The organism is Caldifarcimen microaerophilum, from assembly GCF_055387105.1.
In genome coordinates, this window is sequence record NZ_AP038914.1 from 1,944,918 (window position 1) to 1,959,316 (window position 14,399).

15 protein-coding genes are annotated in these 14,399 nt (G+C 59.8%); 3 read left to right on the forward strand and 12 right to left on the reverse strand.

Translation table 11 applies throughout. The features are described 5' to 3' along the window. Positions 1 to 19: 19 nt before the first annotated feature. From AC6HU3_RS09190 to thiD, 7 genes are all read right to left on the reverse strand, one after another. Positions 20 to 892, reverse strand: a complete 873-nt coding sequence (locus tag AC6HU3_RS09190) for an ABC transporter substrate-binding protein (protein WP_497473468.1) — start codon at positions 890 to 892, stop codon at positions 20 to 22. A 12-nt stretch (positions 893 to 904) separates the two neighbouring features. Beyond that, on the reverse strand, positions 905 to 3,301 hold the full coding sequence (locus AC6HU3_RS09195) for a TonB-dependent receptor plug domain-containing protein (RefSeq protein ID WP_497473469.1): 2,397 nt from the start codon (positions 3,299 to 3,301) through the stop codon (positions 905 to 907). A 70-nt stretch (positions 3,302 to 3,371) separates the two neighbouring features. Then, positions 3,372 to 3,773: a cytochrome c maturation protein CcmE gene (locus AC6HU3_RS09200; protein ID WP_497473470.1), complete on the reverse strand. Its 402-nt coding sequence runs from the start codon at positions 3,771 to 3,773 to the stop codon at positions 3,372 to 3,374. Then, positions 3,754 to 4,344, reverse strand: a complete 591-nt coding sequence (gene pdxT / locus AC6HU3_RS09205; protein ID WP_497473471.1) for a pyridoxal 5'-phosphate synthase glutaminase subunit PdxT — start codon at positions 4,342 to 4,344, stop codon at positions 3,754 to 3,756. The genes AC6HU3_RS09200 and pdxT overlap by 20 nt, the downstream gene beginning before the upstream one ends. A gap of 1 nt (position 4,345) precedes the next feature. Then, entirely contained in the window at positions 4,346 to 5,242 is an 897-nt protein-coding gene (gene pdxS / locus AC6HU3_RS09210) for a pyridoxal 5'-phosphate synthase lyase subunit PdxS (protein WP_497473472.1), read from the reverse strand. 51 nt (positions 5,243 to 5,293) lie between these two features. Then, the gene (locus AC6HU3_RS09215; RefSeq protein WP_497473473.1) at positions 5,294 to 6,382 is read right to left on the reverse strand and encodes a M20 family metallopeptidase; all 1,089 of its coding nucleotides are present in this window, start codon (positions 6,380 to 6,382) and stop codon (positions 5,294 to 5,296) included. Position 6,383: 1 nt separating this feature from the next. Continuing rightward, positions 6,384 to 7,217 carry a bifunctional hydroxymethylpyrimidine kinase/phosphomethylpyrimidine kinase gene (thiD, locus tag AC6HU3_RS09220; protein WP_497473474.1) on the reverse strand — a complete coding sequence of 278 codons (834 nt, stop codon included), beginning with the start codon at positions 7,215 to 7,217 and terminating at the stop codon, positions 6,384 to 6,386. 217 nt (positions 7,218 to 7,434) lie between these two features. On the opposite strand from thiD, the gene AC6HU3_RS09225 reads away from it, so the two are divergent. After that, positions 7,435 to 8,409 (forward strand): YfaP family protein, encoded by a 975-nt coding sequence (locus tag AC6HU3_RS09225; RefSeq protein ID WP_497473475.1) that lies wholly within the window; start codon positions 7,435 to 7,437, stop codon positions 8,407 to 8,409. A gap of 46 nt (positions 8,410 to 8,455) precedes the next feature. On the opposite strand, the gene AC6HU3_RS09230 is transcribed toward AC6HU3_RS09225, so the two are convergent. Together AC6HU3_RS09230 and AC6HU3_RS09235 are read right to left on the reverse strand one after the other, a co-directional pair. Then, the gene (locus AC6HU3_RS09230; protein WP_497473476.1) at positions 8,456 to 9,184 is read right to left on the reverse strand and encodes a DUF72 domain-containing protein; all 729 of its coding nucleotides are present in this window, start codon (positions 9,182 to 9,184) and stop codon (positions 8,456 to 8,458) included. A gap of 1 nt (position 9,185) precedes the next feature. Further along, positions 9,186 to 9,872 carry a TIGR02253 family HAD-type hydrolase gene (locus AC6HU3_RS09235; protein WP_497473477.1) on the reverse strand — a complete coding sequence of 229 codons (687 nt, stop codon included), beginning with the start codon at positions 9,870 to 9,872 and terminating at the stop codon, positions 9,186 to 9,188. Positions 9,873 to 10,022: 150 nt separating this feature from the next. Here AC6HU3_RS09235 and AC6HU3_RS09240 point away from each other — a divergent pair, with 150 nt between their 5' ends. After that, positions 10,023 to 10,436, forward strand: coding sequence for a secondary thiamine-phosphate synthase enzyme YjbQ (locus AC6HU3_RS09240; protein ID WP_497473478.1), 414 nt, complete (start codon positions 10,023 to 10,025; stop codon positions 10,434 to 10,436). Further along, entirely contained in the window at positions 10,433 to 11,158 is a 726-nt protein-coding gene (locus AC6HU3_RS09245; RefSeq protein WP_497473479.1) for an HAD family hydrolase, read from the forward strand. Before AC6HU3_RS09240 ends, AC6HU3_RS09245 begins: the two co-directional genes overlap by 4 nt. Here the strand turns inward: AC6HU3_RS09245 and AC6HU3_RS09250 are convergent. The 3 genes from AC6HU3_RS09250 to AC6HU3_RS09260 all read right to left on the reverse strand — a co-directional run bounded on the left by AC6HU3_RS09250 (position 11,150) and on the right by AC6HU3_RS09260 (position 14,398). Further along, the gene (locus AC6HU3_RS09250; RefSeq protein WP_497473480.1) at positions 11,150 to 11,530 is read right to left on the reverse strand and encodes a RidA family protein; all 381 of its coding nucleotides are present in this window, start codon (positions 11,528 to 11,530) and stop codon (positions 11,150 to 11,152) included. The two genes, AC6HU3_RS09245 and AC6HU3_RS09250, sit on opposite strands and share 9 nt — an antisense overlap. Further along, complete coding sequence (locus tag AC6HU3_RS09255; RefSeq protein ID WP_497473481.1) at positions 11,527 to 12,858, reverse strand: phosphohexomutase domain-containing protein; 1,332 nt, start codon at positions 12,856 to 12,858, stop codon at positions 11,527 to 11,529. Before AC6HU3_RS09255 ends, AC6HU3_RS09250 begins: the two co-directional genes overlap by 4 nt. 76 nt (positions 12,859 to 12,934) lie before the next feature. Then, positions 12,935 to 14,398, reverse strand: a complete 1,464-nt coding sequence (locus AC6HU3_RS09260; RefSeq protein WP_497536312.1) for an AAA family ATPase — start codon at positions 14,396 to 14,398, stop codon at positions 12,935 to 12,937. Position 14,399 lies beyond the last annotated feature (1 nt).

Below are 14,399 nucleotides of genomic sequence, written 5' to 3' on the forward strand. Positions count from 1 at the left end.
GATGCCTTTGATCCGGGCGTTACTTCCCGAAGACCTGGCTCACCTTCGCCAGGGCGTCCTCCGCAACTTGGAGGTGATACACTGACTTGAGGTTCAGGAAACTGCGGAAGGACGGCGCCTCCATCGTCACGAGTTCGCCGGGTTTCACCTCTGCGGTGCCTTCCGCGTTCTGGGAAAGGAGCCACAGAATGTCCGCCGTGGCCTTCCCGACCTCTTTGAAGTCCGGTTCCATCCCGAAGGTGGCGCCGGCTTTCACGTGAGCCGCCGCGTAGCCCCAGAGAGGGAGTTTGTGTTTCCGGCTTTCGGCCAGGAGCTTTTTGTAGGATTCCAGGTTGGCAAACAGGGTGTCCACCGGGAGCCACACAAAGTCCACCTGGCTTGCCTTCATCACCTTCATCATCTGCGGGATGTCCTCCCGACTAGAGACCGCATAGATGAAGATCTGCACCCCCAGATCCCCGGCCATCAGAAAGAGTTTCTCCGCCTGGGCTTTGGACTGCTCCCCATAGGGCACCCCCACCCGCCTGATGTTGGGGAACACCTCCTTGAGGGTACGGATCTGCCGCTCGGGCGAGATCTCCAGGCTCACCCCGGTGAAGTTCACCCGGTTGATCTGGAACTGGGCACTGTTGAACACGGCTGTGTAGACCACCGGTTTGTCCGGGTTGAGTTGGAGCACAGCCCGGAGGGCCGGCGAGCCCACCGGAATGACCATGTCCACCGTCTGGAGCTTGGAGGCAAGCTGGGCAGGGTCCTCAGGCAGGGGGAACACCTCCACGCTTGCCTGGGGTGGAAGCCCGGACACAATCCCCTCCACCACCTCCTGATAGAGAGGAAGACGAGGGGACTGCACAACCAGCACCTTCAAACTGACCAGCGTCCACAGAAGCACACTCTCACCCCCTTACAGGTTAAAGTTGAGCCGCACCTGAAACACCAGGCGCCGGGCGTCGGGATACCACTGCTCATCCTCCGTGGGTGCGGGGCGAAGCCCCTGCTTGTATTCTTCCCACGGATAGGGGTTGAAGATAGACTTTTCTTCCCAGATGTTGTATCCCAGCACCCGGAACTCCAGGAAACGATACCGCAGGGCTGCGGACATGTTGAGAAAACCGTGCCCTGCAAGCCCCGCGTCCTTCCAGTCAAAGAAATGAACGTTGCGCCCCCCCGAAAAGTGCCGAACGAAGGAGACGTCACCCGACCAGTCTCCCACCGAATGGGAAAGAGTAAACCCTGCATTGGCATTACTGGTGAAATAGTCCAGGAAATAGAGGGCGACTGGATCGGAGGGATCGAACTTCATGTACGTCACATCGGCAAACAGATGAAGGAAAGGAGCTGGACGGCTTTCCACACGTGCCTCCACACCGTATTGCTTGACTTCGGGATAGTTTTCATAGGTGATGTGGGTGGGAACCGACCGGAGATCCTGCGGGAGCATCATCCCGGGAATGGGGAAACTGGTGGGGTCCACCGCGGGAAAATACACGAAGAGGGGTTGCAGCGTCGGTGTGGACCAGATCACGTCGTTCAGGATGTTGTAATACACCGAGGCCTCGGCCTTCAGAAATCGGCTGGGGGTGTAGCTCAGAAAGAACTCCGCCGTCTGGATCTTTTCAAGCCCGAGGCTGGAATTCCCTTCGGCTTTCGCGGTGGCAAAGAGCTGATCCACATAGAGCTCCACATAGTTGGGCGCCCGGAACGCCCATCCGTACATCACCTTGGCCACCAGGCGGGGAAGGGGCGTGAGCACCAGCGCCACCCGTGGCACCACAGAAGCCTTGTAAATCGTGTTGTAGTCATATCGCACACCCACCAGGGATTTGGCCCAGTCCGCAGCCTGCCACTGCCACTGGAGATAGGCGGCCACGTTGGTTCCGGTGAACACCTCCCCCTGTTTGATGGCTTCGTGATACACCCGCTGATAGAGAGCCTGCACACCCGCAATCACATAGTGGGCATCCCCCAGGGCAAAGTCCGTCTGGACTTCTCCGCCCACCTGAGTCTCAAAAGCCTGCCGGCGGGTGAAGGTGGTATATATGGGATCCGTGATCACCATGAACTTACCGGCCGTGAGGCGCTGGCGCATGGTGGTGGTGTCCATCGTGCCCACCACATCGTCACACTGGTGGGCAATCACCGTGTCAGCCGGAACCGCACCCGAAAGAACCGCCCAGACGTTGATCAGGCTGCTGTGATACTGGTCATCCCCGCAGCCGACAGGGGCCGGAAGGGGGTTGAACACCCAGAGGGTGTCGTCCGCACCATCCCCCGGGCCTTCAAACACGATGGCGTGGACGGGTACGGGGAAGGATCCGCGGGGCGTGAACAGCGAGTCCTGAAGCATCTGATCGGTGATATCCCCGCGAACGGGCACCACCGTGCTGGAAAGCCTGTAGTCCGCGTCCAGATAGTCTCCCCACAGCCGTGCCGACAGGCGGACGTTGGGCGAAAGATCGAAAGAAGTCCGAAAGTCGGCCATTACTCGCTGTTCAAAGGAACGATCGAAAGGTGTGGGATAACGGTAATTTCCATACCGCCCCTGCTGGTTCCGCAATCCCCAGAGGGAAAGCTCATGCCGTCCCCAGGTAAATTTGGCCCGGAGAAACTCGTCCTCGTGCTCCGCATTGGGTCCCACAGAGGTGTCCCGGTTCGGAGAGCTCTTCAACACGGGATCAAACCCTTCCGTGAAAAACATTCGCCCCCCCAGCATCATCGCACCCTCGCCGGGAAGGGCCCCTGTGGCGAAGCCGGCGATATAACCGGTTCCCTGCTCACCGGTCCCCACTTCAAAGGCGGAAACGGAGGCGGTGTCCGCCTTCCGGGTTACGATGTTGATCACGCCGGCATATGCGTTTGCACCGTACAGAGCGGATCCCGGTCCCTTGATGATCTCCACCCGTTCCACCCAGGGGCCGATGGGTTGCTGAAAGTCGTAATAGCCATAGCCCAGGGCGGCGGTGTTCATGGGACGTCCATCGATCAGGAAGAGGATCTTGTTGGCATAGGGGGTGGTGAGGCCACGGATGGTGGCCATGGGCAGGAGGCTCTCCAGATGCATATCGCCACCGGGGATGAGGCGAACGAGATCCAGGATGGTGAGGGCACCCAGGCGCTGGAGGTCCTCATAGGTGAACACCGTCACGTTGGACGGTGCCTCCACCGCGCGCTCCACCCGCTTGGTGGCCGCCTCCACCACGAGTTCTGTTCCATAGAGAAGGGCCTCCAGGTCCATCCCTTCCTGAACCTCCTGGGCATGGCCCAGAGAGGCCATCAGAAACATACCCAGCAGAACACGCATAGCCACCTCCCCGTTTGAAAAGAAGTTTTTCCCGCTTTCATGTTATATATAGCCCCGATCCCCCGAACTGTCACCCCCCAGGGGCTTCGGCCTCCTGATACCGGGACGGACACTTGGTCATGAGCGAAGTGGCGTCCACCCGGCGGTCTGATGCGTGAAAGGTGCCTTCCACTACCACAGGAACTTCGTCGGTGAAAGCATCGGGCAGAGGACCCCGATAGGTCACCCGCAGGGTCTCACCCTCTTCGGCCATGGCAAACCGGACCTCCAGGCCTTCCCGTTCCACCGTTCCGGGCACCACCGTTCCGGAGGTTTTCACCACCCGCCCGTCCACCTGCGACGCACGGAACATCAATTCAGCGGGGGTGTAGTAATACACCCAGGTTTTGCGCACCCCCTGCACCACCACAAACCCGGCGAACAGGAAAAACACCAGGCCTGTCAGGGCAACCTTAAGATTTTTGGGACGCAAGGGCTTCCTCCACCATGGTCAGGAAATACCGGTGAATCCGTGGATCCTCCGTGAGTTCCGGGTGGAAGGTCGCACCCAGCACGTTGCGAAAACGCACGAGCACGGGCTCATCACCGTCAATCCGCCCGATCACCTCCGCCTCCCCCGCATCCAGGATCCGGGGGGCCCGGATGAACACCCCGGTGATGGGGTCGGGGTCGAAGGAGAGGGTGACCGGCGCCTCAAAACTTTCCCGCTGACGTCCATAGGCGTTCCGTTCCACCGTGATGGGCAGCACTCCCAGGCCATAGCCTTCCTCTTCCGGAACCACGTTCCGCGACAGGAGGATCAGGCCGGCGCAGGTGCCGAACACAGGAAGTCCTTCTTCGATACGATACTGGAGTTGCTCCCACATGCTGGACCGCACGAGAAGACGCCGGATGGCGGTGGATTCTCCTCCCGGGATCACCAGGCCGTCCACCTGGTCCAGATCCCCGGCATATTTGACGGGGAGGGTGTCCACCCCGAGGGAATGGAACATGTCCCGGTGTTTGTTAAAATCTCCCTGAAGGGCCAGCACACCCACCTTCATCTCACCACCCCCTGTCCTGAAGCAGGGCTTCCTCGGGAATTTCCCGGATGTCCAACCCTTTCATGGGCTCGCCCAGATTCCGGGAGATGCGTGCCAGGACGGAAGGATTGTCATAATAGGCCACGGCCTCCACGATGGCCGCCGCCCGTTTCCGGGGATTCTCCGACTTGAAAATCCCGCTCCCCACAAACACGGCTTCCGCTCCCAGCTGCATCATGAGCGCGGCATCCGCGGGTGTGGCGATGCCACCGGCCGCAAAGTTCGGCACCGGAAGTTTCCCGTGCTCCGCCACCCATTTCACGAGCTCATAGGGCGCCTGGAGGCGTTTGGCCTCGGCATACAGTTCTTCAGGGCGTCTGGTGGTGAGCTCCCGAATCTCCCGCTGGATAAGACGCATGTGGCGGACCGCCTCCACGACGTTGCCCGTCCCGGCCTCGCCTTTCGTGCGAATCATGGCCGCGCCTTCCGCGATCCGCCGGAGGGCTTCACCGAGGTTCCTGGCCCCGCACACAAAAGGCACCGTGAAGGGGTGCTTGTCGATGTGATGCTCCTCATCCGCGGGGGTGAGCACCTCACTCTCATCAATGTAGTCCACCCCGAGGGCTTCCAGGATCTGGGCTTCCACGAAATGGCCGATCCGGACTTTGGCCATCACCGGGATGGACACGGCGTCCATGATGCGAAGAATGATCTCCGGATCGGCCATCCGGGCGACCCCGCCTTCCTTCCGGATGTCGGCAGGGACCCGTTCCAGGGCCATCACTGCCACCGCCCCCGCTTCTTCCGCAATCCGGGCTTGTTCCGGGGTGGTGACGTCCATGATCACCCCCCCTTTGAGCATCTCGGCAAGCCCGACCTTCAACCGCCAGGTTCCATGCATAATCGTCTGCGTTTTCATGGTCAGAACCTCCGCTCTTTGCCTCAATTATACCTTTCGGTTTTCGTTCTGTCAAAGACGCTGGGTGAAGTTCAGGAAGATGCGATGCAGGGTATCCAGGCTTCCCAGGTCCACCCACTCCCCCGCTTCGTGGATGTTTCCACCGATGGGATAGAGAATCACCACGGGCATTCCTTCCTCCGCAAAATACCGGGCATCCGTGGCCCCATGTTCCCGGGCCAGTTCAGCCGGGCGTCCCAGCACCTCTTCCACCGTTTCCCGGAACCGGACGAAGAGGGGGTGTTCCGGATCGGTTTTCACGGGTGCCGCCCGGGTGAGAACCTCCACCTCATAGGTTCCAAGATCCTTCAGCATGCCTCGCACGGTCTGTTCAAAGGCTTCCACCGTTGTGGGTCCGGGGAAACGAAAATCCAGATCCATCCAGGCCTCGTCCGGAATCACGTTGGCTTTTCTTCCCCCCTCAATCTTGCCCAGGTTGAGGGTGGGGTGCCAGTGTTCGGGATCGTCGGTTTCCTGTGTGGCGATCCACCCCCGGAGAGCGAGATAAGCACGGATCAGGTGATCAATGGCGTTTTCCCCCACCCAGGGTGTGGAACCGTGCCCGCCCTTCCCTCGGGCACGAACCCGGAGATGGAGGGCACCTTTTTCTTCATAGATCAGGCGGAAATTCACCCCACCGTCCGGAACCACCACAAACTCGCCTCCGATCCCTTTCTCCCGAACCAGCCAGGCCACGCCATCCTCGCTGCCCACCTCCTCATCCGTGGTGAGAAGGAGGGCCACCGGAGGAGGCGAAGACTGCTGAGCAAGGTCCAGAAAGAGCCTGATCATGGCGACAGAGGGCCCTTTCATATCCAGTGCCCCCCGGCCGTACAGCCGGTTGCCCTCCACGCGGGGTTCAAACTGGGAAGGATCCTGGGCCGGTACCACATCCAGATGGCCGGCAAAAAGCACCCGTGGGGTGTCGTCCGTGAAGGAGAGATACAGGCTGTGCTTGCCGTTGCGCTCATACCGCTTCCGAAGCAGAGGGGTGGACTCAAACCATCCTTCCACAAGGTCCACAACTTCTTTGAGGGCGTCGGGGTTTTCGTGGGTGGAAGGAATCCGGATCAATTGCTCCAGCATGCTGCGGATGTCCATCTCATGCCTCCTCGTTTTCTCCACGATCACGCAGTTCGGGCGGATCCGTGCGGAAATAAAAATGGTTCAGGGGTCCGTGCCCCTGTCCCAGAGGCAGGGCGTGCTCAATGGCCTTCTGAACATACGCCCGGGCGCGGGATACGGCCGTCCAGAGAGAAAAGCCCCGGGCCAGTCCCGCCGCGATGGCGGAAGCAAAGGTACACCCCGTTCCGTGGGTGTTTCGGGTGGAAATCCGGGGATACCGGAGAAACCGGATCTCCCCCTCCAGGGCCACCACATCCACCACGGTGTCCCCTGTTCCGTGCCCGCCCTTCACCACCACACACCGGGGTCCCAGGTTTTGAAGGACTTCTGCAGCCCGGATCTGGTCCTCCACATTCCGGATGGGAAACCCCACCAGTCGCTCGGCTTCGGGAATGTTGGGGGTGACCACATCGGCATGGGGAAGGAGTTCCTGGATCAGGAACTTTTCTGCGTCAGGTTCGAGGAGGGGATCTCCGCCCTTGGCCCGCATCACGGGATCCACCACCAGAACGGGGAAAAGACCTTCCCGGGCAAGACGTGCCACAGTCCGGATAATCTCCGGTGTGGCGAGCATGCCCGTTTTCACGGCATCCACACCGATGTCCTCCACCACCATCCGGATCTGACGTTCCACCACGTCGGGGTCCACCACCTGAACCGCTCCCACCTCCAGGGTGTTCTGGGCGGTGATGGCCGTGATGGCGGACATGCCATACACCCCGAAGGCGGCGAAGGTTTTGAGATCCGCCTGGATGCCTGCACCGCCTCCAGAGTCACTCCCTGCAATGGTGAGCGCACGGGAAAGAGGCATGATTCAAGGATACGTCCTTGGAGATGACCCTTCAACTGACCTTCTGCCTTCGGACCCCCCGATGACCCCACCGAGCCCGGTGAAACCTGACCCATGGGGTCACCATTGATAAACCCTCCACCGAGGTGTAAGATATCTCTATATCCTCCCGTTTCGTGTGTTCCCCCGGGACGAGAGGATGGTCGCCGCGAGGTGCGGCACGAACAGGAGGTTGACAATGCGGTCATGGGTGTACCGCACGGGAATGTGGGCAGGAGCCCTGGGACTCCTTCTGGTTCTGGGGGCCTGCCAGAAAACGGACCAGACCGGTCCGGATAACAACCAGAGTTCGTCCATTCAGGATATCCTCTCCGTCCAGGGCGGAACTTTTCACGAAGGGAACCTCCCCCAGCCCACCGGAGATCCCCAGGCGCAGCCCCAGATCAACGGAATCACCGGAAACAGCGTGGTGATTCCGGGGGGAAGTGTCACCCTCACCGTGGACGCCCAGGATCCCCAGGGTGATCTCACCACCCTGTATATCGGCGTGGAGGGGATGGACGGGTATTTCACGGTGGATGTGAGCCAGAACAAAGCGCAGAACGTGGTGCTCCTCATCAGCCAGGGCATCATCAACGACACCGTACGCCTCCTTGTGGGTGGAGGAGATGCTGCCGGAAACATCGGCCCCTTCGTTGGATGGACCATGGTCCGGACCCAGGTGGGAACGGGAATCCTTCAGGTCTCCCTCTCTTGGGACCAGCCCAACGACGTGGATCTCCATCTGGTGGAGCCCACGGGTGAGGAAATCTACTATGGCAATCCCGCTTCCTCGGCGGGCGGGCAGCTGGATCTGGACTCCAATGCCGGGTGCTCCATTGACGGCGTGAACAACGAAAACATCACCTATCCCGACAGCGTGACCCTGCCTGCAGGGCAGTATATTGTCCGGGTGGATTTCTGGTCTGACTGCAACGTGACCGACACCACCCATTACACGGTTTCGGCCCGTCTGAACGGCAGCCTGGTTGCGGCGGATTCGGGGAGCAATCCCTATTCCGGCTCGTTTGCTCCGGGCACGTCGGATGGCGGAGGAGCCGGATCTGGCGTCACGGTGATGGCCTTCACGGTGACCGGGTCCACCGTGGGGTATGTGATGCACTATCCCCGCCCTGCCGAAACCCGGACGGCGAAGAAGACGAAAAAGCACTGAGAGAGGATCTGGAAACGCCTCAACCCCGGGCTGCGGCCCGGGGTTTTTATGTTCCCAGGATCTGCTCCAGCATCTCCCGGAACATCCGGGCATTCCGGGGGGCATGCCCTCCCACATCGTTGTTGAAATAGGCAAACACCTTTCGGGGCCGCCTCTCTTTCAGGGCCTCCGCATAGGGGCGCAGATCCTCTTCCTCAAAGAAATCCCGATACCACCTGTTCTTCCCGTGAAACCGGAGATACACCACATCCGTTGTCTGAACCAGATCCGCGGGCAACCGGGGCGCCACCACCGTCACCCCCACAATCCCGGCATGCTTCAGGGCATCCCGGGTTTCCTCTCTCCACCAGGAGGCGTGGCGGAACTCCACTGCCACCGGAACGGATAGAGACGAAAGCCTGGTGCACACCCTTTCCAGGTTAGCGGGGCTAAATTTGAACCGCGGGGGGAGCTGAAAAAGCACCATCCCCAGATGGTCCCCAAGTTCCTGAACGATCCTGGCAAAGCGGAAAAGCCCCTCCACGTCCTCCAGAACCCGCTGGTGGGTGAGGGACCGGTGGGCCTTCACGGCATACACAAACCCCGGTGGTGCCTGTTTTTTCCACCCTCTCACCCGCTTCTCGTCAGGGAAGCGATAAAAGCTCGCGTTGATCTCCACCGTGTTGAATTCCCGGGCATAGTGGCCAAACCACCGGTGGGGTGGAAGATCCGGAGGATAGAACACACCCTTCCAGTGCCAGTAAAAATACCCCGAACACCCGACAAACCGTTCCATCTTATCCCGCTGTGTTCAACCGGTCCACGATGTCCAGGAGTTCCCGGATGTCCTGGATTTCAAAGTCCGCCCCGGGATCCTCCGTGCCAAAGATGTCGCCATACCGGGCGAACACCGTGACCATCCCCAGCTGCCGGCCGCCCACCATATCCTTCTGGGCCCAGTCTCCCACCATGATGGCCTCCTCTGGACGCACCCCCAGTTTCTCCAGTGCAAGGCGGAACGGTCGGGGATCGGGTTTGGGCACACCGGAGTCGTCCAGGGTGACCACCACGTGAAAGAGGTGGTGGAGGTTGAGTTCCACCAGGCGAGTCCACGCCTGCAGGCGGGGGGCATCGGTCACCACGCCCAGGAGGAGCCCCCGGTGGAGAAGGGCGATCAGGGTGGAGGTCACGTGAGGGAAAAGGGCCAGGGCTCCCTCTTTCGCCCGCCGGTACCCCACAATGCCCGCCGCCAGGATTCTGTAGTCCACCTCACCCAGCACGTCCTGCAAAAACCGGTCAAACACCTTCTGATATTCCCAGCCTTCTTTTTCATAGATCTCAAAGATCTTCCGGTATGCCGTCTCCTCATCCAGCGGCAGGCCCGCGTCCATCATCTCGGCAATGGCCCGGCGAACCGCCGCTTCCTTCATCCGCACAAAATCCACCAGTGTGTTGTCGAGATCGAAGATCACGGCCCGGATCATGCTGCGCCTCCCGTTTGCCTGAAGCATAGCCGGAAAACCCCGACCCGTCAAGTCCCGTCCCATCATGAGACCCCGTCCCGGCCTGGGCCGGTTCCGTCAGGGAGTCTTCTCCTCTGGAAAATTCCGGATGTGTCCTGTATGCTTTGGGCCATGAAATCCTACACCGAATACTGGACGTTTCACACGAAAAAGCGGAAAGAAATCATCCACATCACGGACCGGGTTCGGGAGGTCGTCCGCAAAAGTGGCATTCAGGAAGGTCTGGTGCTGGTGAGCTCCATGCACGTGACCGCGGGGGTATATGTGAACGACAACGAACCCGGCATCATCATGGACATCATGGAATGGCTCGAGAAGCTCGCACCCACCCGTCCGGACTACCGGCATCACGCCACGGGGGAAGACAACGCTGACGCTCACCTCAAAGCCCTTCTCATCCACCATCAGGTGGTGGTGCCGGTCACCCGCGGGGATCTGGATCTCGGCACCTGGCAACGGATTTTCTATGCCGAATTTGACGGTCAGCGACCCAAACGGGTCCTGGTCAAGGTGATGGGGGAATGAGCGCCATACGCACCCTCGTTATCGATCCCCTCGGGATCCTGTTCCCTGGCGACTACAAGGCCCGAGCCCTGAAGGACCTCTCCACCGAAGTGTGCCGCCGGTTTTTCGTGTTCGGCAAGGAAGACTCCCTTGAGAAACTCCTGGATTCCAGGATCCGGGTCCAGCTGGAATCTCCCCACGTTCGCTGGCCCCCCATCATGGAACTGGTAGCCCTCACCATCCGGGATTTCGGTCAGCGGGAAAAACTGTCCATCACGGGTCAGCACCTGAAAGAGCTCCTGGAATTCTACAAGGACAAACTCGTTGAACATGCCAGTCTCTCCCAGGAAGCCCTGAGTTTTCTGGAGTGGGTCCGGAACAACGGGGTTCAGGTGGTGGTGGTGGCCAACATGGACAAGGAAATTCTGGACCGTCTGATGGCCAAGGCGGCTGCGGAACATCTGATCGCCCTTTCCCTTGCGGCCAGCCAGTTCGGTGTGGGGATGCCCAATCCCCTGATGGTGGAATATGCCCTCCTCTATTCTCGAACCGGCCCTCAGGAGGCGGTTTTCATTGGTTCTTCCGCCTATCACAACCTGAACGTGGCCAAACTGCTCAAAATGCCCTATCTCCATTTCGGTAAGGCGCCGGAAGGACTGGACCTCACCGCCTTTCAGGATCTCGCAAGCCTGAAAACCCGCCTTTCCCAGCTTTTCGCCGCCCAGGGATCGCCCTCAGGCTGATTTCAGGGCGATCATTTCGATTTCCACCCGTGCGTCTTTCGGCAGGCGGGCCACCTCCACCGCGGCCCGTGCGGGATAGGGAGGGTCAAAGAAGCCTTCATACACCGCGTTCATGGCGGGAAAATCGTCCATATCCGCCAGATACACTGTGACCTTCACCACATGGGAAAGATCCATCCCGGCGGCTTCCAGCAGGGCGCGGGCATTTTCCAGTGCCTGGCGGGTTTGATTCTCCACCCCTTCCAGGAGTTCCCCCTCCGGGGTCATTCCCAGCTGGCCGGAGATGAACAGCCAGGGTCCCACCTGAACGGCAGGGCTATAGGGTCCGATGGCCCTGGGTGCTTTGGAGGACGTCACGGACTTGCGGATCATGCGTCCCTCCCGGTTTGGAACCATGCTTCAAGTTTCTGAATCTGTGACGCAAGTGCTTCCCTCACAGGGCTTTCTCCCACCATCCGGACCACCGGCTCCGTGTTGGAAGGCCGGATATGGATCCAGGTTTCGCCCCACCGGACATACACCCCGTCCTCCGTCTGGATCTCTTCGGCCTGGAGATGGCCGGCAAGCCCCTCAGGAAGTACCCGCCCCGGGATTTTTTTCTTCACCCGGAAGCGGGGGGAGAATTGAAAGACCTCCGGTCCACGGAGGGCCAGGGCATGGAGTCCGAGAACGGCAGCGAGAAGCCCGTCTCTGCACGCGTTCCACGCAGGCCAGATCACGCCTCCGTTTCCCTCTCCGCCGGCATCCGCCCCCGTTTCTTCCATGCGGGCCAGGACGTTGGCTTCTCCCACCGGTGCACGGATGACCTGGATTCCCATGGAGGAGGCCACTTCGTCCACCCAGCGGGAGGTGGAATAGTTCACCACCACGGGACCCCGGATCTGCCCCTGTTCGCCCAGGAACCGGAGCACCGCGGGCAGCGTGGTTTCTTCCGAAAGCACGCCCTGCCCCCCGAGGCCCAGCACCATCCGGTCCCCGTCCGGGTCGCTCGCCACGCCGAAATCGGCTTCTTTCTCCCGCAGGATTCGATCCATCAGCGCAAGGGCTTTCGGAGTGGGTTCGGGTGGACGGGGAAACCTCCCCTGCGGTGTGGTGTGGATAGGAATCACCCGTGCCCCCCGTTCCATCAGGAGGCGAGGGAGAAGGTCAAAGGTGGCCCCTCCACCTGCGTCCACCACCACCCGGAGATCCCCGGGGATGGAGGGGGGAAGGAACGCGTTGAGGAAAGCGTGCAACGCCTGCTCATACTCCCGGGCAAGGTCCACTTTTTTCACCTGACCCACCGCGTCCCACGCGGTGCTCCGGGGAGAGTTGTCCAGATGCAATCCGATGGCGTCCACCTCGTCTCTTCGGGGAAAGCGGCCCGCCGGATGCAGAAATTTCAGGGCGTTCCACTCCGGGGGATTGTGGCTTGCCGTGATCACCATCCCGCCCACGCCGTATTTCCGGACACCCCAGACCATCACCGGTGTGGGAACAACGCCGGCATCCAGCACCCTGAATCCCCGGGCGAGGGCAGCCCCGGTCACGAAGGCCTGAACCATGGGACCGTGAAGGCGGGTATCCCTGCCCACGAGAAGCTCGCGCACCCCCTGATCTTCCAGCCAGGAGAGATAGGCATGGGTGTAACGCAGGATCACATCCGGTGTGAGGTCCTCGCCCACCACACCCCGGAGCCCCGAAACCGAAAAGAGCGGCATCACACCTGCTCCCGTTTAGAGAAACCCGTGAAAGAATGTGCAGGTTTGCACGAAGTATCCAATCCAATCATCCATTTCACAGTAGCAACAACCAGGAGAGGGGGAGATAGAGAATGCGGTGCTTCTCGTTCCAATCGGGATGCTGAAATCTCGGAGAAACGACAACCCCGTATCGATAAGACATCCCGGTTTTCCGTGCATAGTCCACAATCTGCCGGGCGGTTTTCTTCCCCGTTCCCACCTCGATCAACACGGGGCGGTTCCCCGTTTCGACAACGAAATCGGGTTTGACCTCTGCCTTTCCATCCGGGAAGGAAACCATCTCTTTACCCACAACGCGCATCAACGTCATACCTACCAGATCTTCCAGCACCAGCGCCTGGAGACGGTCGTTCCGCTCACCATAAACCAGGGTGTGGAGTGCCCACCGAAATGTGGGTGATAGAAAAATAACCTTTCGAAAGTCTCGTTTTTTTTGAGGTCCCCCGTACGGTTGAAGAATGCCCAGCATTTCCGCGTGCTCGTATGCCTGCACCGCTTTCTCTATCCGGTCTCGGGAAACCCCCATTTCCCGAGAAAGGTTATTCAGGTGAATGGTATCTCCATCCACGAGCGTAACGAGAAGTTGCATGAGAACCGTTGGGCTTTCTCCTGTCCATCGGCTGACATCTTCTGCAGTGGTTCGCCAGATGAGGTCCATTACGGTTTCCCGAAGCTGTGGGGGTGAAAACAAAAGGAACCGTGGAAGGTTATGAAACATCATGTATCGTTGCGCAAGGTCCCACAGGGACGTTTCTGTTTCCAACCGAACTCCCTCCAGCCAGGCCATCACATCTTCTTGTTCTCGTGATATGCCCTGGATGAGTTTGGAGAAGTGTTCTGCATAGAACAGCGAATTTCGCAGCTTTTCCGCCAGGCCTTTAGGAGGGTACAAGCGTTTGCCCTGATACCATTGATTCAGCATCAAAAACTCCGCAAACTTCAAAGGGAACACGTGGATGCGTGTCCACCGTGCAGCCAGGTCCACACTGGTTGCAAGATGCAGGGCGGAGCTCCCCCCAACCAGGGTGAAAAGTCGGGGATACCGATCGTGAATAATTTTGAGATCCCGGGCCCACTGGTCCACAAAATGAACTTCATCCACCATAAGCGTCATCGGGTCTGAAAGCTTCCACAGAGGTTTCTTGATGATCTCTTGCTCCAGAACTTCGATCACATCAAGCAGACGAACTCCCATGCCCTGGAGCATTTCGCCCTCCAGAGCCCAGATGGTGCGGGCATGGTTTCGGTAAATGTAATCCAGGGTCTGCCACAACAGCACGGTTTTTCCTGTGCCCCGGAGTCCCGAGAGAGCCACAACCCGGGGTAAGAGCCCCTGACGAAAAAAGCGTCGTGCCAGGCTTTTAAGAAGAACAAAAACGTGCCGCTTGGGAAACGTTCCTCGCAGAGGATCCGTCGTATGGGATCGGATTTTCCCGGGGGTCACACGCGCTGTGTTTTGAAGATACGTAACGAGTCTTTCTCGTGCAGGCGGTTGCATC

What these genes read in the sequence shown, in the direction of transcription:
- AC6HU3_RS09195 (WP_497473469.1), bottom strand. Translation starts at nt 3,301, where the DNA reads ATGCGTGTTCTGCTGGGTATGTTTCTGATGGCCTCTCTGGGCCATGCC.
- AC6HU3_RS09225 (WP_497473475.1), top strand. Translation starts at nt 7,435, where the DNA reads ATGCGGTCATGGGTGTACCGCACGGGAATGTGGGCAGGAGCCCTGGGA.
- AC6HU3_RS09230 (WP_497473476.1), bottom strand. Translation starts at nt 9,184, where the DNA reads ATGGAACGGTTTGTCGGGTGTTCGGGGTATTTTTACTGGCACTGGAAG.
- AC6HU3_RS09255 (WP_497473481.1), bottom strand. Translation starts at nt 12,858, where the DNA reads ATGCCGCTCTTTTCGGTTTCGGGGCTCCGGGGTGTGGTGGGCGAGGAC.
- thiD (WP_497473474.1), bottom strand. Translation starts at nt 7,217, where the DNA reads ATGCCTCTTTCCCGTGCGCTCACCATTGCAGGGAGTGACTCTGGAGGC.
- AC6HU3_RS09260 (WP_497536312.1), bottom strand. Translation starts at nt 14,398, where the DNA reads ATGCAACCGCCTGCACGAGAAAGACTCGTTACGTATCTTCAAAACACA.
- AC6HU3_RS09215 (WP_497473473.1), bottom strand. Translation starts at nt 6,382, where the DNA reads ATGGACATCCGCAGCATGCTGGAGCAATTGATCCGGATTCCTTCCACC.
- pdxS (WP_497473472.1), bottom strand. Translation starts at nt 5,242, where the DNA reads ATGAAAACGCAGACGATTATGCATGGAACCTGGCGGTTGAAGGTCGGG.
- AC6HU3_RS09250 (WP_497473480.1), bottom strand. Translation starts at nt 11,530, where the DNA reads ATGATCCGCAAGTCCGTGACGTCCTCCAAAGCACCCAGGGCCATCGGA.
- AC6HU3_RS09240 (WP_497473478.1), top strand. Translation starts at nt 10,023, where the DNA reads ATGAAATCCTACACCGAATACTGGACGTTTCACACGAAAAAGCGGAAA.
- AC6HU3_RS09245 (WP_497473479.1), top strand. Translation starts at nt 10,433, where the DNA reads ATGAGCGCCATACGCACCCTCGTTATCGATCCCCTCGGGATCCTGTTC.
- pdxT (WP_497473471.1), bottom strand. Translation starts at nt 4,344, where the DNA reads ATGAAGGTGGGTGTGCTGGCCCTTCAGGGAGATTTTAACAAACACCGG.
- AC6HU3_RS09235 (WP_497473477.1), bottom strand. Translation starts at nt 9,872, where the DNA reads ATGATCCGGGCCGTGATCTTCGATCTCGACAACACACTGGTGGATTTT.